Genomic DNA, 26,151 nt, shown 5'->3' with positions numbered 1-26,151 from the left:
CAGCGGATTGTTGCTCGGTGAGAGCCCTTCGGTGATCACGTCCAGCGCGAACCGCATCCGCTCGCCGTCACGCCAATCCAGATTCGCATCCGAAAATAACTCATCTACCGTGGCGCAGCTGGCCAGATAGGCCTGCATCGTGCGCTTGAGCAACGGATTGCCCCGCCACGCCGGGTCGGTGAAACGCCTGTCGCCCTTGCCCGGGGCGATATCCGAGCGGCCCTCGGCGATCGACACCAATTCTCGACCCAGACCCGCCGCGCGCGACGCCACCACCCGGGGCTGCCGGGCCAGGTTGAGCGCAAACCGGCTCCACGACGTGTTGGGCATCATCCGCTCGGTGATACCGACCGCCGAACTGGTCAACAGCAGGTCCAACGGCGCAGCCAACTCATCGGCGCCCCGGTTGTTCGCAGCTACCACGGTGTCATGCCTCCTCACACACCAGTGACGTTGGGGGACAGAAGCTTTCCCGCCTTCATCACAATCGACAGCGGTACCCCCGTCGCGTGCGCGTGCGACTCCCAGCTCGGTCGCGGCGGTCGGGCCGAATTCGGTTTCGCCGGCGTTGGTGCTGGAGAGGTCGGCCGTGTGTTGGCTGCGCAGCCACCGGCAAGGACGTCGAACGAAGTGGGCGCAGCGGACGGGTAGAGCCGGACCTCCCGGGTGACGCCGCCGGCAAGCGGGACCGCGAGTTCACCGGTGCGCTCCGGCAGCTTCTCGGCAACGGCAACGACCTGTTCCTGCATCGTGTCGCGACGCATGCGCGCAAGGTTAGACCAAGATCAGGCAGCGGCCCATTGTCCTCAGGGAACGAAGACCGCGGTCATCGTTGTCGTTGACGATGCCCATGAGGGTCGCGACAGCGGCCGCTTGCCGCCCAGGACAGTTGGCTCACCATACTGGCGCTGCGGTATCGGCAGGGTTGTTGTCGTCGAGCAAAACCACCATGCCCGACACCATAGGTCAGCGGGCCGCAACCGGTTACCCGACATCGATGCCGGAATCGCCACCGCCCTCGTCGCAACAGTCGCAAAGGGGATCTACCGCTACCGGCACCGACGTTGGCACAAGCTGGCGCGCCGGCACCTGATGCCCCAAGACCCTGCCCACGCCGTTAGCGGGGCACTGCGAAAAAATGACACGAGTTTGAGACAAAACCAAAGTGACACGGCGTGAGACACTGCGCATCAGTGCAGGTCAGCGGAATGCCAGATGACATTAGGAATGAGAACCTACATCCGGTCCTCCCCGCCTAGATCACAGTAGCTGTTCCCGCCTCCTCTTGTAGCCTCCATACCTAGACTTCCTTCTCCTGCCGCCTGGCAGCACTCGTCCTTACTGAGAACCGGCAGCTTCAACGCGGTCAGCAGGAAATCAAGGATCACGTCCAAAAAATCTAACGTGGATCGTCGAGGTACGCGTCGGCCCAGGCGCCGATGATTCGGCCTGCCCGATGAGCTTGACCGCGGGCGGTGAGCAGGTGATCGGAACCCTCGAGCGAGACGAAGCTGCGCGGGTGTCGGGCCAAGCGGAAGATCTCGCTCGCGTTCTCGATGCCGACGGTGTTGTCGGTGGGCGAGTGCAGGATGAGCAGCGGCAGGCGCAAGCCTTTGATCTTGGCGTGCAGGTGAGCCGCGCGGACATCCTCGACGAATGAGCGCTTCAGGGTCAGCGTGCGCCCACCGACCATCCACTCGGCACTGCCCTCGGACAACACGCAGTCGACCACTGCGTCGTAATGCTTCTCGACGTGGCCGGGGTCAATCGGCGCCGCCACCGTGACAACCGACCGCACGCCTGGCGACTGCCGCGCCGCGGCGAGCACGGCCGCTCCGCCCCACGAGTGCCCGACCAGGATGTCGGCCGGGGTCGCGCGGTTGGCCATGAACTCGCATGCCTTGACGATGTCGTCGACCTTGACGGTGAACGACCCGTCACCCCAGTCTCCCTCTGATCCACCGAGACCCAGCGCGTCGAAGCGCAGCATGCCGATACCGTCCGCGGCCAGCTGCTTGCAGATCCGGGCCGCGGCCGGCGAGTCCTTGCCGAGCGTGAAGCCGTGCGAAAACACGCCCCAGCCGCGCACCGCCCCTTCCGGCACGTCGATGATCCCTGCCAGATTCGGGCCCGTGGAGCTTCGGAACGTGACGCGTTCGCCCATGGTGGAGATCTATCATGCCCTGGATGGTGCACGTAAGGTCTTGAGGTCCAAAGGTGTCGCGGTGACGTCTGCCTTTTTCGGCCAAGGCGCAGTCAGGTTCCTGAAAGCGGTGACGGCCAACAACACGAAGGCCTTCTTCGACGCGCACCGTGCCGACTACGAGCGGGAAATCCTCACTCCCTTGCGGGAACTGGGTCCCGAGGCGCCGCCACCGCCGCCTGACCCACGCATACCCCCACGGGTACTCTCGAAAGAATGAGGACAACGGAAAAGCAAGCACAAGGAAAGGGCACACTATGGTTGGTGACCAAGACAGCATCGCCGCGGTACTGAACCGCCTGCGGCGTGCACAGGGCCAGCTCGCCGGGGTGATCTCGATGATCGAGCAGGGCCGCGACTGCAAGGACGTCGTGACCCAACTCGCCGCGGTCTCGCGCGCCCTGGACCGGGCCGGCTTCAAGATCGTCGCGACGGGCCTCCGGGAATGTGTTTCAGGTGCCGGCGCAGGGGGCGGACAGCACCCGATGACCGAAGCCGAACTCGAGAAGCTGTTCCTGGCACTCGCCTGACGGCGCCGTCACCCACGTCCGTGGTCAGTACCGCCGGGCCGCCGAGTCTCACCGCTCATTGTCGACGCCTGGACCGTGAGCTCATCGAGAGCGCGACAGTCCTGCGCGACCTCCGATGAGGGGCGACCACATCCCGGGCCGTCCACCCTTCACACGGCGACGGCGACGACCACGCGTCACTCGACACCGCCGCCACCCTGCTGTCAAATAGCTCGACCGCGCCCAGGAAACTGGCACGTGTTTGGGCGGAAAGAGTCATGCCCAGATAGTGGCACGAATGGACAACAAATCTGATCCGAGTGCGCAAACCGAGCTGACGGCTGACGAGCTCCGACACCGCCAAGGGTCGGCTGCTGACGCCCGGGCTCTCACGCGCGCAGCAACTCGGCGCCGATTCCGATCGTCACCAGCACCAGCACCAGCGTCGCGCCCGGCACCATCGCGCGGGACAGTGGCGTGTGTCCGGCCCGGACGGCCCGCAACACCCGGCGGTAGCGCTGCGGTACGAGGACCAGGACGGCGACACCGGCAACCACGGTGAGCAGCAGCCCCGGCCACGGTGGCAACAGGTGCTGGTGCACGTGTCCGCGCATCAGCAGTGCGCCGACGGCCATCGCACCGATTCCGGTGCGCTGCCAGGCGAGCGCGGTGCGCTCGGCCTGCGCCCCGACGTCCGTCAGCTCGGTGTCCACTATCTGCCGGCCTCGGCCAGAAATATCAGTGCCGCCGCCCCTGCGATGATGATCGCGACGCCAGCGACCAGGAGCCTGGGCAGCGGATCGGTTGGCAGCGAGCGCTTCTCGCGCAACGCGCGCTCGGTGCGATCCCACCGCATATACGCGCCGACTGTGACGGTCAGCGACAGAATCAACAGAAACACTGTGATCGCGATCCGCAGTGACCGCGGGCCGAAGTCGTGCACGAGGCTGGCCAACGCGACTGCGCCCGCAAGCAGCGCCAATCCGGTGCGCACCCACGCCAGGAACGTCCGTTCGTTGGCGAGGGTGAACCTGTAGTCCGGGTCGGTGCCGACCGTCTGCAATGGTGGCCTGCGCCGCAACATCGGCCACACCTGCTCTCGTTTTGGGTGACGCGCACCGGCACCGCGGTGACGTCGTGTGGACTGCGCCGGCCTCACTCTATCTGCGCGGGTCGTTTCCGGCGTGAGCACTCGCTTCGCGCTTCAGCGTCCGGTGTGGTGGGTGTCCCACGGCTGAGCGTGAAGGATGATGTCGACGGCCTGACGGTCGCCCTGTGGTCTGAGGAGGTGGGCCAGTTCGAGAACGCGCATGCCCTGGCTTGCCCGCGCCAGATCGACGACGCCGGGCAGAATCGCGGGATCGGCCGGCCCTCCCACTCCGTAGACGAAGTTCTCCTGGGCGTGGCCGAGATAGAGCAGATGCCCGTCCGGGCGGAGCCAGGTCCCCGCTGCGGTGATGACCGCGACGAGTTCGTCGATCGGTAGATGCAGGAAGCTGATCACCACCAAGTCCGCCGACTGCGCTGGCTGCCACGTCCTGGCATCGCCGACCGTGTAGGAAATCTGCTCGCTGTGAGGGGCGGCCCTGGCCACTTCGATCGCCACCGGTGAGAAATCCACCGCCTCAACCTCCCAGCCGGAATCGGCCAGGGATCGGGCATTGCGGCCGTCTCCGCAGGCGAGGTCGATCGCCCGTCCGGGGCGCAATGTCGCGAATCGGGATGTCAGTGCGCATGGCGGCGCTGGCCCCCAGGGGTTCTCGGCGCTGGCGTAGCGGTTATCCCATGATGTCGAGTCCACCACAAAAAAACCTTTCGTAGACCGGTTGAGTTGCCTTGCCCCATCTCGCGTCGGCTGGGCGTGCGCGAAAGCCGGGTGCGGCGAGCGATCCTCAGGCGAGGCCGAGGAACAGCTTTTCGAGTTCGGCTTCGGTCATCGGTGCGCCACCGTCGGCGGCGGCGCCGCTGACGCATTCCCGCAGGCCGGTCGCGACGATCTTGAAACCGGCGCGGTCCAGGGCGCGGGAAACCGCCGCGAGTTGGGTGACGACGTCCTTGCAGTCGCGGCCCTGCTCGATCATGGCGATCACTCCGGCGAGCTGCCCCTGAGCACGACGCAGCCGGTTCAGGACCGCGGCGGTGCTGTCTTGGTCACCAACCATGGTGTGCTCCGTCCTGTAATTGGTTTCTTTCGATCTCCCCATAGGGGTATCGGCAGGTCAGCCAACCGCGTCGGTCCGGGAATGCCGAAACAGGCGGCGCATTGGGCAGTGCCCGTAGCGGGTGCAGGCAATCGACATTCCGGCGGCGATCACTGTCAGTCCGGCGGCGGCGGCGCCGACCGCGGGATGGACCTCCTCAGCCAGCATCACCGAGGCCATCAGCAGGACGAACCAGCCGAACAGCTTGCGCAGTGTGGCCGGGTCGATGAAGGCGATGAGCCGTCCACCGATGAGGGCGCCCACCACCGCGGCGGCGGTGACCATGCCCGCGAGCCGCCAGTCGATGTGCTCGGTGGCCAGGTGCCCGGCGAAGCCGGCGAAGGACTGCATCGCGATGATCACCAGCGAGGTGCCCACGGCGATGGGCATGGGCAGTCCGGCCAGGAGGGCCAGGGCGGGTACCAGCAGGAAGCCGCCGCCGGCGCCGACGAGTCCGCTGATCACGCCGACGGTGACGCCCAGCAGCGTGATCTTGAGCACCGGCAGGGGCTGATTACCCTCGAACACGGCCATGTCCTTGCGGCCGCGCAGCATCGCGACGCCGGCGGCGATCATGATCACCGCGAAGGCGATGAGCAGTACCGTGCCGGGGATGAACCGGGCCAGCCGGCCGCCGGTGTAGGCGCCGGCCATGGCCGCCAGCCCGAAGATCACCGCGACCCGCCAGCGCACGCGGCCGGCGCGGGCGTGGGTGATCGCGGCGATCGCGCTGGTCACCCCGACCACCAGCAGAGACGTGGCGATGGCAGGTTTGGCGTCCATGCCGGCCACGTAGGCCAGCAGCGGCACCGTCAGGATCGATCCCCCACCGCCGAGCAGACCCAGCGAGATGCCGACGAGGACCGCCAGGGCGATGGTCACCGCGATCATGGCGGCTAGCCCGCCTTGGCTGGGCCGGACGGCGCGCTGACGAGTTGGGACACGATCGTCTGGGCATCGCAGGCGGTGCCGCGGTTGTAGGGCAGCCGCGACAGCGCCATCCCCATCGCGCAGGTGTTGGTCAGCGCCGCGCCGGCCAGTCCTCCGCCGATCCCGGCGGCCACCCATTTGAGCTTCGGCACGGCGATGCTGCCCAGAATGGCCGACAGCACGATCGAGCCGGCGACCAGGCGCACCTGGCGTTCCAGATCCCAACGCTGCGCGCCCCGGTTGACCGCGAAGCCCTGGGCCTCCCAGGCGGTGATACCGCCCTCGAGGATGTGCACGTTGACCAGACCGGCGTTGCGCAGCGTCTCCTCGGCCTGCGCGGCCCGCTGACCCGACCGGCACACCAGCACCACGTCGGAGTCGAGGTGCTCGATGATCTCGTCGCGGTGCTCACGCAACAGATCGAGCGGAACGTTGTAGGCGCCGGCGATATGGGCGGTTTCGAACTCGCCCGGGGTGCGGACGTCGATCACCCGCGGCGGTGCAGCGGTGTGCAGCAGATCACGCAGCTCTGTGGAATTGATGGTGGCGGCCGGTGCGGTCATGACGTCCTCTCAGTTTGGCCGGTAGCGGTCAACGACCCGTGATCTTGATACCGCCGGGGGTATTAATGCTTTATCGTACACATACCCCTGGGGGTAAATGCAAGAGCGGAATATTTATACCCCACCGGGTACTTGACATACCCATAGGGGTATTGCACGATGGCCTCACCGCCACCACGAACGGAAAGAGAACCAGAGCCATGAAGTTCATCCAGTACTACCTGGACTGTCTGTCCCACGCGTCCTACCTGATCGGTGACGAGACCACGGGCCGCGCCGTTGTCGTCGACCCACAGCGCGACGTGGCCGAATACATCGCCGACGCGAAGGAGCTCGGCTTCACCACCGAACTGGTCATCGAGACGCATTTCCACGCCGACTTCCTGTCCGGCCACCTCGAACTGGCGAAGGCGACGGGGGCGAGGATCGTCTACTCCTCGGTCGCGCAGCCCGAGTTCGACTTCATGCCTGTCGGGGACGGCGAGCGTTACTCGCTGGGCGATGTGACGCTGGAGTTCCGCCACACTCCCGGACACACGCCCGAGTCGCTGAGCATCGTGGTCTATGAGCACGCCGACGACACCGTGCCCTACGGCGTCCTGACCGGTGACACCCTGTTCATCGGCGATGTGGGGCGCCCGGACCTGCTGGCGTCGATCGACTTCACGCGCGAGGAGCTGGCCGACAAGCTCTATGACTCGCTGCACGACAAGCTGATGACGTTGCCCGATGCGACCCGGGTGTACCCCGCGCACGGCGCCGGCTCGGCCTGTGGCAAGAACCTGTCGACTGAGCTGTGGTCCACGATGGGCGACCAGAAGACGAGCAACTACGCCCTGCGTGCCCCCGACAAGCCGACGTTCATGGACCTCGTCACTGAGGGACAGCCCCCCGCGCCGGGCTACTTCGTCTACGACGCGATCCTCAACCGCAAGAACCGCGAGTTGCTGGACGAGACCAAGATGCCGACCGCGATGACCTACCAGCAGATGCACGACGCGATCGATGGCGGTGCTGTGCTGGTCGATGGCCGCACTCCCGAGGAGTTCGCCCAGGGCCACCTGCGCCGCGCCATCAATATCGGTCTCGAAGGCCGCTATGCAGAGTTCGCCGGTTCGGTGCTGCCGTCCGATGTCGACATCGTGCTCTTGACCGAGCCCGGTCATGAGCTCGAGGGCAAGAACCGGCTCGCCCGGATCGGTTTCGACCGGGTGATCGGCTACCTCGCCGAGCCCTACCAGGCGATGTTCGAACACCGCGACGACGTCCAGGTCGCCTCGCGGCTGACCGCCAAAGCCTTCGACGAGCGGGCCGCGGAGATCACCGACCTCCAGATCGTCGATGTCCGCAACCCGGGCGAGGCCGCCGCGGGCACGATCCCGGGCGCGATCAACATCCCGGTGGGCCAGCTGCCCGCCCGGCTCGACGAGCTCGACGCCACCAGGCCGACCGTCGTGTACTGCGCCGGCGGCTACCGGTCGTCGGTCGCCGCGAGCCTGCTTCGGCAGCACGGCTTCGCCGACGTCAGCGACATCCTGGGCGGCTACAACGCCTGGGCAGAAGCCATCCAAAACGCCTGAGCGATTACGGAGATCAGCCAAATGGGGTCATTAATGCCAAGCATCAGGTCCTGATCGTCGGCGGCGGCACGGCCGGCATCACTGTCGCGGCGCGCATGTTTCGCCAGGGCTACCCCGACGTCGCCGTCATCGAACCGTCGGACACGCACTACTACCAGCCGCTGTGGACCCTGGTCGGTGGCGGGCAGGCCAAGGCCTCGAGCACCGAGCGCCCCGAAGCGTCGGTGATGCCCAAGGGCGCCACCTGGATCCGCAAGGCCGCCAGCGCGGTCGACCCGGACTCCAACATCTTGACGTGCGCCGACGGTGCCACCTATGAATACGACGTCCTCGTGGTGTGTCCCGGCATCCAGCTGGACTGGAACCATACCCAAGGGCTCGACGAAGCCCTGGGCCGCGGCGGCGTGTCGTCGAACTACCGGTTCGACCTCGCCCCGCGCACCTGGGACCTCATCCGCACCATGCGTTCGGGCACCGCGGTGTTCACCGTCCCCTCCGGTGCGATCAAGTGCGCCGGCGCGCCGCAGAAGATCGCCTACCTGGCCGTGGCGATCCCGAGCACGAGGCGCATGTTCCACGCTTCGGGCTCGTTGCGGTAGTGCACGTTGTCGTAGGCGATGGACAGGATGGCGCCGTCGTTGAGCAGCACCAGCATCACGATCATGATGGCGGTCAACGGGTAGAAGTTGAACACGACGATGGCGATGGTCATGAACAGCAGCACCCGCAGGGTTTCGGCGATGCGATACATCGCGTAGCTGTTCATCCGCTGAAAGATCTTGCGGCTCTCCTTGATCGCGTCGATGATCACCGACAGGCCTGGGGTCAGCAGCACGATGTCGGCAGCCGCGCGGGCGGCGTCGGTGGCCCCGGATACGGCGATGCGGCAGTCGGCTTTCTTCAACGCGGGGGCGTCGTTGACCCCGTCGCCGGTCATCCCGACGATGTGGCCGCGTTTCTGCAGCACGTCGATGATGTGGTACTTGTGCTCGGGAAATACCTGGGCGAAACCGTCGGCGGTCTCGATGGACTCGGCCACCGCCGCCGATTCGTTCTTCTTCACCTCGCCCAAGTTTGCGGCGTCGAGGATGTCGGTGCCCAACCCGACCTTGGCGGCGGTTTCCTTCGCGATGGCCAGCGCATCGCCGGTCACGATCTTGACGGTGACGCCCATCGCTCGTGCGGCGTCGACCCCGAGCATGCGCTGGCCGATCAGCGGGTCCTCGACCTGCCCGGGCGAGCCGACTACATGAAAGCCCTGCTCTGGGACTACCAGAACAACCCGCCCCAATACCGCAAATGGCAGGCCTGGCTACGCGCACGCCAACCCAAAGTGCTCGCCGCCTGGGGCAAAACGACCCCTTACTTTGCCGCCCCCGGCGCCGAAGCCTTCCGCACCGACGTCCCGGACGCCACCGTCATCCTGCTCGACACCGGCCACTTCGCCCTCGAAGAAGAAGCCGACACCATCGCAGACGCGTCGAACGAACTGCTCCGCAATGCCTTCGCCACCTAGCCGCAGACCGCGCTAGCTAGCCGCCGCGGAGATTTACCCGTCTCTGAGACGTGGTAAACAAACCAGTATCTGCGGTGACATCGCCGGTCGGGCCTACCATCGACTCATGGCGATACTCAGGGAGAGCCTGAACTCGCTCGACGCGGCCTTCTTGGAGCTCGAGCAGCTCGATGAAGGGGCGTTGATGCACACGGGCGCCGCCCTCCTCTTCGATCCGAGGGCCGACGGCGGAGCGCCGTCGCACCAGGAGCTCCTGGCGCTGCTGGAGGAGCGCCTCGGGATGCTCCCGCGGTTCAGCGCACGACTCTCGGAGCCGCGCGTCGAGGGGCTGCGCCGGCCGGGATGGGTCTCGGATCCGACCTTCGATCTCACCGCTCACGTGCGCCATGCGACGCTGCCGGCCCCGGGCAGTCATGCAGAGCTGCACGAGTGGCTCGGCGACTTCTGGTCGCACCGCCTCGACCGCGCCCGACCGCTCTGGGAGATGGCCCTTGTCGACGGGCTCGAGGGTGGCCGGTGGATGCTTGCGACCAAGATGCATCATGCCATGGTCGACGGCGTCGGTGCGATGGACATCGGATACGTCCTCCTCGACACGGAGCCACATCCGGGCCCGCGTCCGGCTCCTCAGCCGAGCGAGCCGGACGACGGCGCCGATCGCTCTGCGCTGCCGGGCCTGCTCTCACCGGCGGTGGCCGCGGCGCGCGCTGCTATTGACATCGCGCGTCACCCGAGCCAGCTGGTGCGGGCAGGTGAGGCGGCGGTCGCCATGGGGAACGTCATCTGGCAGGACGAACTGCATGCGACGCGTGAGTCCTCGCTCAACGTGCCGATCGGCACGACTCGCCGCTTCGCGTCAGTGTCGATCGACTTGGCCGCGGTGAAGCAGATCAAGCAGGCGCTCGGGGGCACCGTCAACGACATCATGCTCGCGCTTACCACGGGCGCCTTGCGGCGCCTGCTCACGCAGCGGGGTGAGCCGCTCGAGCGTCCCCTGCGGGCGATGGTGCCGGTCAACACCCGCGGCGACGACCACACGAGCCTCGGCAACCAGGTGAGCTCGCTGTTCGTCGATCTTCCGATCGGCGAGCCGGACGACCGCCGGCGCTACGACAAGACCCGGGCTGCGACCGAGGCCCTGAAGTCCGGCACCATGGCGCTCGGAACTTCGACCATCTTCGCCATCACCGAGCCGGTACCGCCGGTGCTCCATGGGCGGATCGCGGAGATGTTCTTCGCCGCAAGGCTGTTCAACATCACCATCACGAACATCCCGGGGCCGCAGTTCCCGCTCTACGCGCTCGGCGCCCGCCTGCGCGGGATCGTGCCTCTCGTCCCGCTCGCCGCCGACCATGCGCTTGCACTCGCCATCCTCTCTTACGACGGGAAGCTGTTCTTCGGTATCAACGCGGATCGCGCCGCGATGCCCGACCTCGACGTGGTGCAGAGCGCGCTGCTGGACGAGTTCAACGCGCTGCTTTCGCTCGCGCAGGCGTAAGGGCGAGGCACAGAGCTCCGCGCAACGATTTTCAGTCGTGCCGTTGGATCATCGAACGACGCGAAAACCGCTGAAACAGGCGGGCCTGCTGCCTCGGCCGCGCCGGAGAAAGCTCGCAAATCGCGCGGTTTGACTCGCAGGTCATCGCGGCGACAGCGATCGCACTTGTACGTTCCTGAGGAACGACTGGAACCGGCCGGGGCCGGCAGCGGCGGCGGGCCACGGCATCTTGGCGTGTTGACGTCCGGCAGCCCCGTTCAGCCGGCGGCGCCTTGTCCGACGGCTTGGATCGCGGCGTGCTCGTGCAGGGCCATTTCGGCGTCGTGGTGGGCGGGTTTGAGGTCGAACACCACCTCTTTGACTGTTCCGGTGAACGCGTAGGGGGCCTTGTCCTCGTAGTCGCGATCGACGACGAGGCCGTTGTCGCGGCCGATGTCCATCCCGGCGTAGGAGGAGAAGGCGACGGGCACCGTCCGGGGCATATCGCCCTCACCGATCAACTCCTCGCCCGCCCACAACGACACGTGCCCACCGGCACCGGGTGTGGACTCGTCGATCTCAAACAGCATCTTCACCGTGACGTCGCCCGTCGGGATCGGCTGGGTGGACACCTGCTTGTAAGTCTCCACGCCGAGGAAGGAGTAGGTGTGGTGCAGCAGACCGTTGCCGTCGACCCACAGCGCGAACCCGCCGATGAAATCGGCGTTGGCGACGAGGACGCCCTGGGCGCCACCGTCGGGGACGTCGAGATGCGCCTCGATGGCGTAGGACCGGCCCGTGATGTGGGGAACCATGCCGCGCTGGACGTTCTGGACGTCGCCTTTGAACGTGAACCGGGTAGTCGTCGGCATCGGCGGCAGCATGCCGAAGAAAACTGATAGCCCCCCCAGCAGCGGCAACACCCGGTTGCGTTCGGCTTCCCGCCAAAACAGCTGCTGCAGCTCTTCGAGTTTGTCGGGGTTGTCGGCCGCCAGGTTCTTGGCTTGGGAGAAGTCGTCGGGCAGGTAGTACAGCTCCCACACGTCGTTGGCCGGGTCGTACACCCCGGGCGCGAAGCGTTTGAGTGTCTCGGGGGAAAAGTCCCAGGGTGCCTTCTCCAGCCGCGCACAGGCCCACCAGCCGTCCTGGTAGATGGCACGGCTGCCGAACATCTCGAAGTACTGCACCGTGTGACGCTCCTCGGCGGCGGCGTCGTCGAAGGTGTGCACGAAACTCGCGCCGTCCATCGGCTCCTGATCGATGCCGTCCACGGTCGTCGGCACGGGCAGCCCGACGGCCTGCAGCACCGTCGGGGCGATGTCGATACAGTGCGTGAACTGCGCCCGTATCTGGCTGTCTGGTTGGATCCGGTTCGGCCAGGCGACGACCATCGGGTCCCGGGCCCCGCCGAGGTGGCTGGCCATCTGCTTGCCCCACTGCAACGGGGTGTTGTTCGCGTGCGCCCAGGCGGCGGCGAAGTGCGGCGCGGTGTGATCACCGCCGAGTGCCTCGATCCCGCCGTACTGCTCGATGAGCTGCAGCTGGTGCTCGGCGTCGAGAACCACCCCATTGAGGAAGGTCATCTCGTTGAACGAGCCGGTGATCGTTCCTTCCATGCTGGACCCGTTGTCGCCCCAAATGTAGAAGATCAGCGTGTTGTCCAGGTCACCCATGTCCTCGACCGCGTCGAGGAGCCGCCCGACGTTCCAGTCGGCGTTCTCCGAGAACCCCGCGAAAACCTCCATCTGCCGCGCGTACAGCTTCTTCTGCGCGTCGGACAAGCTATCCCAGGCCGGAAACAGATCCGGTCGATCGGTCAGTTCGGTGTCCTGCGGGACGATCCCGAGTTTCTTCTGGCGTCCCAGGGTCTTTTCGCGGTAAACGTCCCAGCCGTCGTCGAACTGGCCCCGATACTTATCGGCCCACTCCTTCGCGACGTGGTGCGGGGCGTGGCTGCAACCGGTGGAGTAGTACATCATCCACGGCTTGGACGGGTCCTGGGCGCGGACGCCGTGCAGCCACTCCACCGCCTTGTCGGTCAGATCGTCGGGGAAGTAGTACTGCTTTCCGTCCTCACCCTTCGGAACCCCCAGCACCGCGTTGTCCTGGGTGATGATCGGGTCGTACTGGCCGGCCGCGCCGCTCAAGAAGCCCCACCAGTGGTCGAATCCCCAGGCCTGCGGCCAGTGGTCGAAGGGGCCGGCGGCCCCCTGCACGGTATCGGGGGTCAGGTGCCACTTGCCGAACCCACCCGTGACATAACCGTTGTCCCGCAGAATCCGCGGCAGCGCGGCGCAGCTGCGCGGCTTAGCGGCGGTGTAGCCGGGGAACGGGCCAGGGTATTCCGCGATCGAACCGAATCCCACCCGGTGGTGGTTGCGTCCGGTCAGCATCGCGGACCGAGTCGGTGAGCACACGGCGGTGACGTGGAAACGGTTGTAGGTCAGCCCGTTCTGGGCGACCCGGGTCAGATTCGGAGTCCGGATGGCGCCGCCGAACGTGTCCGGGCCGCCGAACCCGGCGTCGTCGATCAGCACGATCAGCACGTTCGGCGCCTCCTCGGGCGCCTTCGGGCCTGCCACGATCGTCCAGTCGGCTATCGACTCGTCGAGCGTGCGCCCGATGGTGCCCCCGAAGTCGCGGTCCGGTAGCGGTAGCCGCGTGCGATCCGGACTGAACTTGTCCATCGCCTCGGCCAGTGACGCCTCCAGGCCCTTCAGTGTCGGCGCATCCATCTCCACGACCGACGTCATCGCTGATCCCGCCAGCGCCTGCTGCACCGATAGCCGGCTGGCCGACGGCAGCACGGCGATCACCACACCCGCGCCGGCCGCCAGCGCCTGCCCGATCTTCTCCTGCAAACCACTCTTGATCCGGTGATCGGCAAACCTGCCAGCCAGGCCGCCAGCCGCGGCGCCGACTGCCGCCGAGGCCAACAGCGGCGGTGCGAACAGGCCCACCGCTATGCCAACGCCGGCGCCCCAGCCGGCGCCCTTGCGGCCGAGGTGGTTGCCCGTGTCGATCACGGTGGTGTTGCCTTCGGAATCCTTGGCAGCCAGTACCGCACCACGAAGCGCGATCCGCTTGTGTTTGACGCTCTCGGCCAGGGCATCGAAGTCACGGCGGCCAAGCTCGAGATCCTCGTAGCCAGCTACCAGGACCAGTGTCTGCTCTTCACTCATCAAATTCCCCCTTTGCTACGCCCACGCTCGAATTTGAAGGGCGCTACTTCGATGCTGACCCGCTGCGGACTGGCCGACGAGGCCCACGTGCCCGACTCGGGGTGGCGAACGCCTTTCGGACACTCGGAATCGACGATGCCGCTGAACGGTGAAATCGCCACCCCATGATCCCGCGGGTTAGCGATAGGACAGGAAAAGAAATATGCCCGCCAGTCATGCGAGCGGGGTTCGGTTGAACTTCGTGACCATCGCGGCCACCGCCTTCGGGATCGAATTCAGACAGTGGGGATGCTAGTGACGGCAACGGCGCGAGTCGCCCGTTCAGCGTGATTCACAGATAAAAATCAGCCAGGCAATACCTAGAAATTAGCTTGCTGAAACCGAACGTCGACTGCCAGCATGGATGCACTTCAAACCTTGCGTTCGTTTAACGTTCTCAACCTGACACGCGGCCTGCGGCCGTGACGATCAGAGATGATGGAATGGGTTCATGGGTGAAGTCTTGGACTGCGGCCCTCGGAGCCAATAGGAGCGACAGAGCTGAGGACCAGTGCCGTGGCGGCATACCGTCCGCGAGGGATCCCGTGCGCCGCACGAACCGACCAGGCCCGAAGGACCGACAAGACAGGACCGACAAGAAAGCTCTTGTGAGATTTGCGTTACTGGAATCGAGATCTCGATCAGGGTCGATCCGCGAAGTCCACACTGATGGTTCGCTGGGCTCACACGAAGGCGCTCATGGGTGAGCTGGTGCGCTACGCCGATGACGGGGTGGTGTTGTGCCGCTCAGCAACTACTTTCGCACCGGCAACGCCGCCACCAAGTTCCGCCAGATCGACGACTATGTGGTACGGAGGCTGCTCCGCTTGACGATCAAGAAGCGGGGCCGCAACCTGCGTCCCGGCCAAGTCGATCAGTGGACCGAGGAGTGGTTCAACGGGCTCGGCCTGCACCGACTTCGTGGCACCATTCGCTACCCGAAGGCTGCGTAACCATGTCCAGAAGATCATCGGTAAGCCGTGTGCGGGAAAACCGCACGCACGGATTGAAAGGGGGATGGGGAAACGGGTCTGCCCCGCAGACACCGCGCCCCTGACTACCAATGGCCGGGCCCTGGAGTCTGGACAAGCTATCCGCGGTGGCTGGCGAGCCAGAGCGTCGGCTTCGCCGGTACGCCGATGTGGGATTGCTGCACCGGCAACCAGATGGCGACTTCGAGCCGGACTCTCTGCGCCGGTTGCGCATGATCCGGTTCGCGCGAAGCCGGGGTGTCGGTGACGAACAGCTGGTGGCGGCCACGGCACGCCAAGGTGATCTGCTGGGCCTCTTCGGTGAACACGATCCGGTCGATGAAGAGGCGGGAAGTCTGACGGATACCGCCCAGGAGCTCGGTCTCGATGATGCCCTGATCGCAGAACTAGCAGAAATTCTCGACTGGGGCGACACCGAACCGATCACCGAGGCGGACGTCGCCATGTTGCGCGCGTTGGCCACGGCGCTGGCGATCTGGCGATGGGGATGCCGCACGACGCAACGAGGAAGCAGTAGTGGTCATCGACGCCCGCAGTGACAATAAGCCGTCGGCCTAAAAGCCTAGACACCTCACGAGAATTCGAACCGAATAACAGAAGTCGAAGCTAAATCAACCGCGTAAGAAGACCAGCCGGAACTTGCCGATCTGGATTTCGTCGCCGTCGGCCAGCACCGCCGAGTCCACGGGTTCACGGTTGACATACGTGCCGTTAAGACTGCCAATGTCGACAACCTGGAATTCGCCGTTCTCCAGCCGGAACTCGGCGTGCCGGCGGCTGACGGTGACGTCGTCGAGGAAGATGTCGCTGTCGGGATTTCGGCCGGCCGATGTCATCGGTTGATCCAGCAAGAACCGCGAGCCGGCGTTCGGGCCGCGCTTGACCACGAGCATGCCTGCACCGCTCGGCAGTCCTTGGGCTGCCTCTTCCAGTTCGGCGTCGGCCACGGGGGCAGCGCGCAGTTCGTCGCGGAAGGCCGCGCGGAAGGCCGAGGTGGTTTCCGCGGTGACGTCGTCAGACTTCTGCTCGTTGTGCGGGTGCGTCACCTAGTGTTCCCTTGTCGGCCGTCAATGGCAGCGCCGCTGGAGCCGGTTGATCGCTGGGCCCGAGCCGCGCTGGAATTGCCGGATCCAATGGGTGCGGGCGTGTGCCCCAGGTCATGCGCCAGTCTAACTCTGCACCTCTTGCCGTCTGGCTCGTTTAGCTGATTAGTAGTGGCGACAGACCGCGCAGCCGGGCTCCGGCGGGATTGTCAGCACATGCACATTACTCGGTAGAACCCGAGCGTCGTGATTTGAGCAGTCCCTGGTACTCGTCCCTAACCTCGGCTTCACTTCGTTGTTCCAAAAGGTCGCGAATCATCTGAATAGATTTGTGAGAGTACCGGTGGACCTTGATGGCACCCAACTTGAACAGCTTCGAGCATTCGGAGTCTTCCTTCAGGCCCAGAACGGCAATCGCAGCCGTCGCTGTATATTGCGTAATTCCCAGCTTGTCGGCGAGAGCCCCTTATGTTCAAGTTATAGGATCCGAGTTCGTCGACGCGCTTTAACGCTACCACTCCTGCGCCGGGTGTCCCTTCCGGGAAAATAGTTACGGGGAGGCTACCAGGAGCGAGAAGTCGACGAACTTCGTCGACTTCGTTTGCGAACATTGCCAACGGCTCGAGCGCCTCCTTCTTGGCGGCCGCGGTGCCAGACGAGCCGGACACGATGGCGCCGGCGTGGCCCATCGTCTTGCCCTCCGGCGGGGTGAATCCCGCGATATAACCGAGAACGGGCTTGGAGACGTTTGCCTTGATGTAGTCGGCGGCGCGTTCCTCGGCGTCGCCACCGATTTCGCCGATGATCACGATAATCTTGGTGTCCGGGTCATTCTCGAACGCCTCGATCGCGTCGATGTGAGTGGTTCCGATCACCGGGTCGCCGCCGATACCGATGCATGTCGAGGATCCGAAATCGCGCAGCTCGTACATCTCGTACATCATTTGGTAGGTCAGGGTGCCCGACCTCGATACCAGACCGATAGGTCCGGGGCCGGTGATGTTGGCCGGGATTATGCCGGCCAACGCCTCGCCGGGCGTGATGACGCCCGGGCAGTTCGGCCCGATGATGCGCGTCTTAGGCGCCTTGGCGCCACCATTATCCAAGTTGTATTGCCACGCATAGGCGTTGTCCTGCACCGGAATTCGCTCGGTGATCACGACGAGCAGCGGGATCTCGGCGTCGATCGCCTCGATGATGGCGTCCTTGGCGAACTTCGGCGGCACGAACACCACGGACACGTCGGCGCCGTTTTCCTACATCGTCTCCGCGACGGTGCCGAACACCGGCAGTTCCACTTCGTCGCCCTGCGCGTTGGTGTGGTTGACGGTGGTGCCGGCCTTGCGAGCATTCACGCCACCGACCAGCCGGGTGCCGGCCTTGAGCATCCGAGCGGTGTGGACGGACCCCTCGTTGCCGGTGATGCTCTGCACGATGACCTTGGAGTCCTTGTTCAGGAAGATCGACATGATCAGCGGTCCTTAACGTCGTTTGGCGGCTGTATTGGATGCGGCCGCCAGAGCGGCCGCGGCGGCCCCGTGTCAGGGTTCGATTGGGAGTCTGGCCGAGCGTGACGTCGTCGCAAGGTCGTCAGGAGAGTCGGAGAACGTGATGGTGGTTCCGGGGGTCAGATATCGCACACGTCCGCGGTATTCGACTTCGATGCCCTGAATGTGTCGGGGGTCGGCGCTGACGGTGGCGCCTTTTCCGCTGACCCGCAGGTGCAGGTGCAGACCGCGGTAGTGGAACGGGAATGCCAGCATACCGAGTGTTTCCGGCCAGTTGGGGTTCAGGATGATGCGATTCTGGCGGGTCTCCATGCCGGTGAAGCAGCGCTGCATGAGATCGACGCTGCCGGCCATGGCCGCAAGATGGACGCCTTCGGAGGTGGTGCCGCCCTGGATATCGGCGACGTCGGATTTGAGCACCCACTGGAACAACTCCATCGCGTGATCGCGATTGGCCCTCGCCAGCACCCAGGCATGCACCACACCACTGAGTGTCGAGCCGTGCGAGGTGCGGGCAATGTAGTAGTCGACCATCGTCGCGACCTGATCGGCGGTGAAGCGGTAGCCGAGCCGGTCGAGCAGCTCACCCAGCTCAGTTGCCGACATCAGGTACAGCAGCATCAGCGCGTCGGCCTGCTTGGACGCCTTGTACCGGTTGACATCGTCGTCTTCGGCCTCGAGGATGCGATCGAGGCGTTGGATACTGCCGTAGCGCCGGCGGTAGTCGTCCCAATCCAGTTCCGCCAACTCGCCATACCCCTCGAACTGGCTGATCACCCCGTCGTGGAACGGGACGAACATCCGTCGGCTCACCCGATCCCAGTGCGCCAGTTCCTGCCCGCGCAGTCCGAGTCTTTCCCGCAGGTCGAGCCGGTTGGGCAGCGGCATCAGCTGCAGCGCGTCGAGGGCCCGCAGGATCACCCAGACCGCCATCACGTTGGTGTAGGCGTTGTTGTCGACGCCGTCGTACGGCGCGTCGGGATAGCCGGAATGGAATTCATCGGGTCCGATGACACCACGGATGCTGTAACGGTCGCGCTCTTCGTCGTAGCTGGCCCTGCTAACCCAGAAGCGCGCGATCTCCACCAGCAGCTCCGCGCCGTAGTCGATCAGGTACGCGAGGTCGCCGGTGACCTGATAAAACTTCCACGCGTTGTAGGCAACAGCGATGCCGATGTGCTGCGCTAATGCGCTCGAATCACGGTTCCACCGGCCGCTGCGCGGATTCAGATGGAGCTGCTGGCTTTCCTCGCGTCCGTCGCTGCCCGATTGCCATGGGAACATCGCGCCGGCGTAGCCGGCCGCTTTGGCGGCGCGGCGCGCCTCCGGCAGGCGTCGGTGGCGGTACAGCAGCAGCGACCGGGTGACGGTGGGCAGCCGCAGGTTCAGTACCGGGAAGATGAACAGGTCGTCCCAGAAGATGTGGCCGCGGTACGCCTCACCGTGCAGCCCGCGGGCCGGTGCCCCGCCGTCGAGATCCGCACTGTTGTAGGACACCGTCTGCAGCAGATGCAGCAGATGCAGCCGCAGGATGCGCAATTCGTCGGCGTGGCCCTCGAGTTCGATGGACAGCCGCTCCCACAGCTGCGACCAGCTGCTTCGGTGTCCGCTGAGCAGCTCGCCGAAATGGCCGAGTCGGCTCAGCGAGCGCTGGGCGTTTACGGCGGGCTCGAAGATCGCGACGTCGCGCCCGGTGTAGATGGTGATGATCTTTTCCACCGTCACCGACTGACCCGCAGCCAGCTCGACGGCGATATCGTGGCCGATCTCGGACGCCGTCTCCACGAGCCGATAGCCAGCCGACACGGCGTCATCCTCGCGGCGCACGGTGGTCCGCGCCGCCACTGCGATGGGGATGTGCGACTGGGTGGTCTGAACCGTCAACAGCACCGAATCGTCGGAGAGTTCCCGCTTGTGCAGCGATGTCAGATGCTTGCTGGCCAGATCCCGGTAGCGCTCGACCAGCGAATTCGAGACGCCGCCGTCGATCGTCGAGCGGATCTCGATCGTCCCCGACCAATCCTCGGCGACGATCGTGGCGGCCAGCGCACCGACGTGGGGCATGTGCATCGCCACGAATCGTTTCTGGATCACCGAACTGGTGCGGCCCGCCTCGTCGCGGAAGCGAAACTCCCGCGTCAGCACCGCGCCCCTGAGGTCGAGGGTCTGACGGTAGGCCAACACCTTGACCGCGTCGATGTCGAACCAGCTGCCACCGTCGACTCGGAAGGTCATGGGAAGCCAGTTGGGCAGGTTCACCAGGCTCTCGTTGGTGATCGTCCTGCCCGCTACGTCGTCGTCGAGGCGGTTGTAGACACCGGCGGCATAGCTGCCCGGATAGTGCACCTGCCCGGCCTTCGACTCCGGCGCAGCGCCGCGGCTCGCGAAGTAGCCATTGCCCACCGTGCACAACGCCTCCCGAAGCTTCTCGGTGGGCGGGTCGTATCCGTCAAAGGTGTAATCCCACGCCTTTTCGGACGTGTGCTCCGTGTTAGCAAGCCAGCGCGCGCGCTGCCGGACGAACTCTCCCGCCTGTTCGGGACCCTCCAGGGTGAAATGCGCCGCCGAGCGGCGCTCGCTGTCCCCACGGTGGCGGACGACGATTCCGATGCCGTCGAAACGAACCGCGTCGAACGCGGCTTCGTCGGTGAGGTCATCGCCGAGGTAGACCGGCAGCAGCGAACCCGTTTCGTCGATCAGACCCCGGATCCAGGCCAGCGTGGCGCCCTTGTCCCACTCGATATCGGGCCGCAACTCAATCACCTTGCGGGCCGTCGACGCCCGCAGGCCCATCCGCTTTCCGAGCCGATACGTTGCCGCGACGATCTGTGCGACGCGTTCCGGTGCGACCTCACGGTAGTGGACGGCGACCGCGAAACGCTTGTGCTCCAGGCGCACCCCCGGGATATGGGCGAGGGCGTCGCTCAGCGCGCCGGTCGCACGTTCCAGGGTCGGCACCGCGGCGGCGGCCTCGTCGTTCTGGTGATAGCTGCCGTCCGGCGCCGTGAGCTCAAGACCGTCGCTCCCGGCATACCAGATGCCGGGTATCCCGACCCGGCTCTGGACATCCACCAGGTCGCGGCCGCTCAACACGACGACCGGCCAGTCCGCCGCCAGGTGCTCCAGTGCCTCGGCCGCTCCGTCGACGAGCGTGGCCGTGTCCGGGTCGGATACGATTTCGGAAAGCGTGCCATCGAAGTCGAAAAACGCCACCGGCTTCCGAGCGCCGATGATCCCGACGAGCTGACCATAGGACTCCAGCGCGTTCGGAATTTCCGACATGCGCTTGTCACCGGTGCGAACCGTGACGTCGCGCAGGTCGGCGACCACTGCGTCCGCGTCGCACCGCGCCACTTCGTCGGCATGCCGGGTCCCGTCGACGACGATCACGAGTCCGAATCCGCCGTCGCGTCCCGCCGCTGCCCCCGCGTCGCTGTCCTCGATTACGACCGACCGCTCCGGTGGCACATCGAGTCGCCGCGCGGCTTCGAGCAGCAGTGCCGGCTCCGGCTTGCCGGATGACCCGAGCCGGGCCGACGCGACGCCGTCAACGCGGACGGGGAACAGGTCATCAATCCGGGCGGCTACGGGGGCTTGTTCCCAGTCTCGGCCCGAGGAGTAGGCGGCCGTGGCTATACCGGCGTCGTGCAACCGCCCGACCAGGTCGACCATCGAATCAAGCACCAGTACACCGTCGACCAACGGGTTACAGAACCCACCGGTGACCACCCCGTCGAGGTCGAAAAGCACCGCGTCGTGGTAGCGCGGATCGATGGTGACCGGCAGCTGCACGGTTAGTGCTCCTTGCTCGAGCTGATCGGCGCGCTGGCAATCGAAAGGATGCTATCGGCCATCGTATTGCCCGGCGCGCCGACAGATGGTTGGTTTCCACCGGACGGACTGTTCGGCTGGAGTGGGTTCGCTGGTCGCGTGATCCGCAACGCGCAGTTGTGGATTGCTCGTAGGGCGTTCGCGGGTCCACTCCCAGGCGCGGCAGCCACCGCTGTAACGCTTGGCCCCCGAGCCCCAAGTTTGTGGACACTTTCTCGCGCACTTTGCGCGCAACAACTGCAGGTTCGGTCCACAGCACAAGGAGCTCACCCGCAAATATCGGTACCGAGCCGACTGGGTGTTTCTCGTCAAGGATCGCGGCGCCGGCACCGTCACCATCGACGAGAACGGTCAGTCCACCCACTGGTACCCGTTCACCGACGAACTCGATCGGCGTCACTTCCGCGAAGCCGAGGCGACGTCGTTCCGCATGCAAGGGGCCGCAGGTGCGCAGCAGATCTTCCTCGCCGGCCAGCCCTTCCCGCCCTGGAACCGCGGCGAGGACCTCGAGGCGTTCATCGAGAAGGTGAACCAGGACCCGATCGGCCCGGGTGGTACCCCGGTGTTCAGTGCCCACCAGATGTGCAGCGCAAAGCTGGGCGGCGACCCGCAGACCTCCGTCGCGAAACCGAACGGCGAGCTGCACGACACGACCGGGGTCTGGATCGCCGACGCCAGCGGAATGCCCAGGTGCTCCGGGGTCAACCCCATGGTGTCCACGATGGCCCTCGCGCGCCGCACCGCGATGAACATGCTCAACCAACATTGACACCTGACGGACCTCGATACCTCCCGTCACGGTCAGCCTGTTTCAAATTGTTTTTGGCGGTGCTTTGCTGTCTTGACCTTGCCTGGGGTGTGCTGCTACCCCACAAGGTGGGGGCTGCCGCGCAGAGACGAATTCGATGCGCGACGCAGTCGCGGCCACCCCTCGTTGTGACTGATCTCGTCATGGTTGGTTGGGCCGGGTTCTTGGGCTTTGAGTGCAGACGGGAGCCCCGCCGCTGAGCGAATTGACAAGCGGCGTCAAATGTTGCGTACCAGGCGCGACTCAGGGTGCGGGCGACTCCGGCGGGGCAGGTCGGGCCGCGGTCAGCGATGGTCTTGCGGTCGGCGGGCTGACCGCAGGCGTCCCGCACGCTTTGTCTTCGCTCTACGCGAGTCCCGCATCGACCAGCAGACGTGACAGCCTGAGTTCGGCACACTTCGCAGAGACCGGCGCCAGTTCGTTTCGGGCGTCAGCCGCCCGGCCGGCGGCCCTGAGCGTTTCGATGAGGAGCAGTTGTGCCTGCAGCCCCGCCAGGGGTCTGCGCTCGCCGTCGATTCCGGCGGCCAGATCGGCGGCCCGTCGGCACGCCTGCTCGCGGTCGTCCGCAGAATCGCTCGCGGATAACAGGCGCACCCCGGAGTTCTCGTCGAGTTCGGCTGTCATCGTGGCGATTCCATTGTCACGGGGGATGGTGCGGGGCGATCGCAAACCGGCGGCAACCGTCTGCGGGAGCTCGATGCCCAGCCGGATGCGCTCATTGTTGATCCGGGCGGCAAGACGCGGCAGCCGCAGGTGGTCCGCGGCCTGCGCGCCGGCGGCGAGACGGTCGACCGCAGACCCGTGATCCCCCTGTGCTGCTGTGATCCGCGCACCGATCACGTACCTGGCGGCCAAATAATCCACTCCGCCACCGTCGGATCCGGGCAGATAGCTTTCGTCCAGTAGACGCGTGGCCTCGGCGAGGTCGCCCGTCTCGTAGAGCAATTCGCCGAGAAACGCACCCGCGAGCCGCGCCGCGTGCGAGTGGGGCCCGACTTCGGTGGCGATCTCGAATGCTTCTCGGAAGTTATTCAGGGCGGCGGGAATGTCGAGCTGATACCTGGCGGCGATGCCACCCAAGCAGCGTCCATAAACGGTGGAGAACGGTCCCATCATCTCCTGGTAGGGCGTGGCCCAATCAAGCAGCCGGTGCGCGGCGTCGAAGTCGAAGCGGTAGATCGCGGCGAACGCCGCGGCATTTCCGGCGCTCCCGGGAACCCGCGGATGCAGGGTGTCTGGTCTCGACATTGCTTCGGCGACCAGATCATCCACGCCCTCGACCCGATCGGCGAGGGTTTCGGCGACTGCTCGCACCACGTCCGCCTCGGCTCGCAGATCTGCCCGTATCGCATCGGAGAGGTCCGTCCGGCCCAGGGCCGCCTCGAAGCGATTCAGCGCGCCGTCGGTGAGCGCCGAACGTTGCAACAGGATATTCGCCCAGGCGATGACGAGTTGGAGCCGAGGTCGCGAAACCACCAGCTGTGTTGGCAGCTTCTTGACGATCCCGAGCAGCGTTGTCATCTTCGATTGCTCCAGCAGGTTTGTCTGATCCTGCTCGACAAGGTCAACCGCGCGGGCGGGATCCCCCGCAGCCAGCGCATGGTCGACGGCCTCGTTGAGGTAGCCGTTTTCGGCGAACCACTCCGATGCGGCGAGATGCAGTTGTTCGACCCGGTCGGGCCGGTCACGTTCGAGTCGACGGCGCAGAAACTCGGCGAACATCTGGTGGAAGCGGAACCAATTCGGGTCGTCGTCGATGCGCTGCAGGAACAAGCCGCGCTGCTCGACCTGTTCCAGCATCGCTTGCCCGTGAGTCACCCCCGCCAGCACGCAGGCCAGCCCGCCGCAGGTTCGCTCGGTGATCGATGTCACCTGGAGGAACTCGCACACATCGGGTTCGAGGGTGTCCAGCACGTTCTCTGCCAGGAACTCGCCGATCACGTCGCTGGCACCGGAAAGCCGGCGCACCAGGCTGTTCGCATCGCCGCCGCCGCGCAGCGACAATGCGGCCAGCTGCAGGGCCGCGGCCCACCCGTCGGTCGATGTGGTCAATGCCTCCGCGTCGCCGCGGGACAGGTGTAGGCCGCCGACATCGTTGAGGAACGACAGCGCTTCGTCGGTGTCGAAACGCAAAGCACCGGCATCGATCTCGATCAACTCGTCTGCCATCCGCAACCCGCTCAGTGGGAGTCGGGCGCGGGACCAGCTGGTCACGATGACCCGCAGGTGATGGCATCCGTTGTCCAGCAGGAAACCGAGGGCAACGCTGGTTCGGGTGTCGGACACGCGGTGCCAGTCGTCGATCACCACCGCGATCGGGTCGTCTTTTTCGTGGATTTCGTCGATCAGCGACGTCAACACGTAGCGGCCGGCGTCGTCGCCGTGCTCGTCCAGCACCTGCCCCAATGATTCGGCGAGGGCGGGACGGACCCGCCGGATCGACTCGAGCAGATGCGCCAGGAACCACACCACGTTGTTGTCGTCGTCGTCGACCGTCAGCCAGGCGACCGCGACGCCGCCGCGCGAGAGTTCCTCACGCCACTGCGCCGCCAGCGTGCTCTTGCCGAACCCCGAGGGTGCGTGGATGAGGATCAGCCGTCGCCGTCCGCCCGCGCGAAGGATGTCGGTGAGTCGGCTACGGGCGAGCAGTGATCTAGTGGGAACCGGGGGACGGTACTTCGTTGCGGGTTTCGGGGGCGTCGTCGTGGCGGCGGTATCCCGTTGAACTGACCGCGCCACGGGCGACTTTCGGCGCTCCACGCCCAGCTCGACGGGACGGGCCATCTCGTCGACCGTGACACCGCTGCGGCGCTCAATTTCACGAAGCTCGTCGCCGAATTCCGCCGCGGTCGCCGGACGATCCGCCGGATCGGCAGCCATCGCCCGTTCGATGATCGCGGCCACGTCAGCCGGCAGTCCCTGCGTGCGCAGGTCCGGGATGGGCTGTGAGGTGATTCGCAGGAACTGAGCGACCACCTGCTCGCCGGTGCGGCGCTCGAACGCGGCGTGGCCGGTCAGCGCACAAAACAGGGTGGCGCCCAGCGAATACACGTCCGATGCCGGCGTCGGCGATGCGCCCTCAAGCACTTCGGGCGCGGTGAAAGCCGGCGAACCGGTGATCACTCCTGTCGCCGTCTGGAAGGCCCCGGCGATTCTGGCGATGCCGAAGTCGGTCAGTTGGGGTTCACCGTAGTCGGTCAGCAGGATGTTTCCGGGCTTCACGTCACGATGCAGTGTGCCCGCGCGATGCGCGGCTTCCAGCGCACCCGCAAGCTTCACGCCGATGCTGAGCGTTTCGCACCAGTCGAGGGGTCCGTGCCGGCGGATCAGTACCTCCAGCGAATCCTTGGCGTGATACGGCATCACGATGAAGGGCCGGCCGCTGGCCATGACGCCGACCTGCAAAATGTTGATGATGTGCGGGTGTCCGGAAAGGCGTCCCATGGCGCGCTGCTCGCGCAGGAAGCGGGCGAGATTTTCCGGGTCAAGATCGGAAGTCAATACCTTGACGGCAACGGTGCGGTCCAGCGCTGGCTGAGCGCAGCGGTAGACGACACCGAAGCCGCCGTGCCCGATCTCCTCTATGTCGTCAAAACCCGCCTGACGCAGTTCCGCGGGGATGTCCGGGACCACATCCCGCTGTGTCGCACGCGGATCGACGTCGGCCATTGACGATCACTATCCTCGGCCTGGAGGCTATTCACCTCCGTTTGATCGACGAGATAACCCCACAATATCGCCGATCAAGGCGGCCCCGTATGAGATCGAT

The 26,151-nt window shown here is 65.7% G+C and carries 22 protein-coding genes and 3 pseudogenes; 9 read left to right on the top strand and 16 right to left on the bottom strand.

All coding sequences use genetic code 11. The annotated features are described in order from the left end of the window. From VKG81_RS00375 to VKG81_RS00365, 3 genes and pseudogenes are all read right to left on the bottom strand, one after another. Positions 1–423 (bottom strand): annotated as a pseudogene (locus tag VKG81_RS00375) (poly(3-hydroxyalkanoate) polymerase); the annotation flags it as partial. 14 nt (positions 424–437) lie between these two features. Beyond that, positions 438–764, bottom strand: coding sequence for a hypothetical protein (locus VKG81_RS00370; RefSeq protein WP_324388854.1), 327 nt, complete (start codon positions 762–764; stop codon positions 438–440). 635 nt (positions 765–1,399) lie between these two features. Then, positions 1,400–2,164: an alpha/beta hydrolase family protein gene (locus tag VKG81_RS00365; RefSeq protein WP_324388853.1), complete on the bottom strand. Its 765-nt coding sequence runs from the start codon at positions 2,162–2,164 to the stop codon at positions 1,400–1,402. A gap of 61 nt (positions 2,165–2,225) precedes the next feature. Here VKG81_RS00365 and VKG81_RS00360 point away from each other — a divergent pair, with 61 nt between their 5' ends. Together VKG81_RS00360 and VKG81_RS00355 are read left to right on the top strand one after the other, a co-directional pair. Beyond that, positions 2,226–2,423: a DUF2461 family protein gene (locus VKG81_RS00360; RefSeq protein ID WP_324388852.1), complete on the top strand. Its 198-nt coding sequence runs from the start codon at positions 2,226–2,228 to the stop codon at positions 2,421–2,423. Between the two features lie 37 nt (positions 2,424–2,460). Next, entirely contained in the window at positions 2,461–2,733 is a 273-nt protein-coding gene (locus VKG81_RS00355) for a metal-sensitive transcriptional regulator (RefSeq protein WP_324388851.1), read from the top strand. 55 nt (positions 2,734–2,788) lie between these two features. On the opposite strand, the gene VKG81_RS00350 is transcribed toward VKG81_RS00355, so the two are convergent. The 7 genes from VKG81_RS00350 to VKG81_RS00320 all read right to left on the bottom strand — a co-directional run bounded on the left by VKG81_RS00350 (position 2,789) and on the right by VKG81_RS00320 (position 6,406). Continuing rightward, entirely contained in the window at positions 2,789–2,992 is a 204-nt protein-coding gene (locus VKG81_RS00350; protein ID WP_324388850.1) for a maleylpyruvate isomerase N-terminal domain-containing protein, read from the bottom strand. Between the two features lie 109 nt (positions 2,993–3,101). After that, complete coding sequence (locus VKG81_RS00345) at positions 3,102–3,425, bottom strand: DUF202 domain-containing protein (protein ID WP_324388849.1); 324 nt, start codon at positions 3,423–3,425, stop codon at positions 3,102–3,104. Continuing rightward, entirely contained in the window at positions 3,425–3,796 is a 372-nt protein-coding gene (locus VKG81_RS00340; RefSeq protein WP_324388848.1) for a YidH family protein, read from the bottom strand. Before VKG81_RS00340 ends, VKG81_RS00345 begins: the two co-directional genes overlap by 1 nt. Positions 3,797–3,916: 120 nt before the next feature. Then, positions 3,917–4,513 (bottom strand): class I SAM-dependent methyltransferase, encoded by a 597-nt coding sequence (locus tag VKG81_RS00335; RefSeq protein ID WP_324388847.1) that lies wholly within the window; start codon positions 4,511–4,513, stop codon positions 3,917–3,919. Between the two features lie 91 nt (positions 4,514–4,604). Further along, complete coding sequence (locus VKG81_RS00330) at positions 4,605–4,874, bottom strand: metal-sensitive transcriptional regulator (protein WP_324388846.1); 270 nt, start codon at positions 4,872–4,874, stop codon at positions 4,605–4,607. A 57-nt stretch (positions 4,875–4,931) separates the two neighbouring features. Next, positions 4,932–5,804: a sulfite exporter TauE/SafE family protein gene (locus VKG81_RS00325; protein WP_324388845.1), complete on the bottom strand. Its 873-nt coding sequence runs from the start codon at positions 5,802–5,804 to the stop codon at positions 4,932–4,934. Positions 5,805–5,809: 5 nt separating this feature from the next. Further along, a complete protein-coding gene (locus VKG81_RS00320) occupies positions 5,810–6,406 on the bottom strand; it encodes a rhodanese-like domain-containing protein (RefSeq protein ID WP_324388844.1) in 597 nt (198 codons plus the stop codon). 200 nt (positions 6,407–6,606) lie between these two features. Here VKG81_RS00320 and VKG81_RS00315 point away from each other — a divergent pair, with 200 nt between their 5' ends. Both VKG81_RS00315 and VKG81_RS00310 read left to right on the top strand, forming a co-directional pair. After that, entirely contained in the window at positions 6,607–7,986 is a 1,380-nt protein-coding gene (locus tag VKG81_RS00315; protein ID WP_324388843.1) for an MBL fold metallo-hydrolase, read from the top strand. Between the two features lie 29 nt (positions 7,987–8,015). Beyond that, positions 8,016–8,531, top strand: a pseudogene (locus tag VKG81_RS00310) (FAD-dependent oxidoreductase); the annotation flags it as partial. On the opposite strand, the gene VKG81_RS00305 reads toward VKG81_RS00310, so the two are convergent. Next, a complete protein-coding gene (locus VKG81_RS00305) occupies positions 8,522–9,187 on the bottom strand; it encodes an HAD-IC family P-type ATPase (protein WP_324388842.1) in 666 nt (221 codons plus the stop codon). The pseudogene VKG81_RS00310 and the gene VKG81_RS00305 sit on opposite strands and share 10 nt — an antisense overlap. A 48-nt stretch (positions 9,188–9,235) precedes the next feature. Between VKG81_RS00305 and VKG81_RS00300 the strand changes: the two genes are divergently transcribed. Next, on the top strand, positions 9,236–9,502 hold the full coding sequence (locus tag VKG81_RS00300) for an alpha/beta hydrolase (RefSeq protein ID WP_324388841.1): 267 nt from the start codon (positions 9,236–9,238) through the stop codon (positions 9,500–9,502). Between the two features lie 106 nt (positions 9,503–9,608). After that, positions 9,609–11,000 carry a wax ester/triacylglycerol synthase family O-acyltransferase gene (locus VKG81_RS00295; protein WP_324388840.1) on the top strand — a complete coding sequence of 464 codons (1,392 nt, stop codon included), beginning with the start codon at positions 9,609–9,611 and terminating at the stop codon, positions 10,998–11,000. A gap of 257 nt (positions 11,001–11,257) precedes the next feature. On the opposite strand, the gene VKG81_RS00290 is transcribed toward VKG81_RS00295, so the two are convergent. Beyond that, positions 11,258–14,164: an arylsulfatase gene (locus tag VKG81_RS00290; RefSeq protein WP_324388839.1), complete on the bottom strand. Its 2,907-nt coding sequence runs from the start codon at positions 14,162–14,164 to the stop codon at positions 11,258–11,260. 776 nt (positions 14,165–14,940) lie between these two features. On the opposite strand from VKG81_RS00290, the gene VKG81_RS00285 reads away from it, so the two are divergent. Together VKG81_RS00285 and VKG81_RS00280 are read left to right on the top strand one after the other, a co-directional pair. Continuing rightward, a complete protein-coding gene (locus tag VKG81_RS00285; protein ID WP_324388838.1) occupies positions 14,941–15,153 on the top strand; it encodes a hypothetical protein in 213 nt (70 codons plus the stop codon). Between the two features lie 188 nt (positions 15,154–15,341). Beyond that, positions 15,342–15,731, top strand: a complete 390-nt coding sequence (locus tag VKG81_RS00280) for a hypothetical protein (RefSeq protein WP_324388837.1) — start codon at positions 15,342–15,344, stop codon at positions 15,729–15,731. Between the two features lie 72 nt (positions 15,732–15,803). Here the strand turns inward: VKG81_RS00280 and odhI are convergent, their stop codons facing one another. The 3 genes and pseudogenes from odhI to otsB all read right to left on the bottom strand — a co-directional run bounded on the left by odhI (position 15,804) and on the right by otsB (position 21,535). Further along, the gene (gene odhI, locus VKG81_RS00275) at positions 15,804–16,238 is read right to left on the bottom strand and encodes an oxoglutarate dehydrogenase inhibitor Odhl (RefSeq protein WP_324388836.1); all 435 of its coding nucleotides are present in this window, start codon (positions 16,236–16,238) and stop codon (positions 15,804–15,806) included. A 617-nt stretch (positions 16,239–16,855) separates the two neighbouring features. Then, positions 16,856–17,704: pseudogene (gene sucD / locus VKG81_RS00270) on the bottom strand (succinate--CoA ligase subunit alpha); the annotation flags it as partial. A 72-nt stretch (positions 17,705–17,776) separates the two neighbouring features. Continuing rightward, positions 17,777–21,535 carry a trehalose-phosphatase gene (gene otsB, locus VKG81_RS00265; RefSeq protein ID WP_324388835.1) on the bottom strand — a complete coding sequence of 1,253 codons (3,759 nt, stop codon included), beginning with the start codon at positions 21,533–21,535 and terminating at the stop codon, positions 17,777–17,779. A 337-nt stretch (positions 21,536–21,872) separates the two neighbouring features. Between otsB and VKG81_RS00260 the strand changes: the two genes are divergently transcribed. Beyond that, a complete protein-coding gene (locus VKG81_RS00260) occupies positions 21,873–22,343 on the top strand; it encodes a GMC family oxidoreductase (RefSeq protein WP_324388834.1) in 471 nt (156 codons plus the stop codon). 384 nt (positions 22,344–22,727) lie between these two features. On the opposite strand, the gene VKG81_RS00255 is transcribed toward VKG81_RS00260, so the two are convergent. Beyond that, positions 22,728–26,051 carry a protein kinase domain-containing protein gene (locus VKG81_RS00255; protein WP_324388833.1) on the bottom strand — a complete coding sequence of 1,108 codons (3,324 nt, stop codon included), beginning with the start codon at positions 26,049–26,051 and terminating at the stop codon, positions 22,728–22,730. Positions 26,052–26,151: the final 100 nt, after the last annotated feature.

Origin of the sequence: Mycobacterium sp. (assembly GCF_035314905.1) — a bacterium.
In the GTDB taxonomy this organism is placed as follows: Bacteria; Actinomycetota; Actinomycetes; order Mycobacteriales; family Mycobacteriaceae; genus Mycobacterium.
The sequence above is the reverse complement of the archived record's forward strand: the minus strand, read 5'-3'. Positions and strand labels throughout refer to the sequence as shown.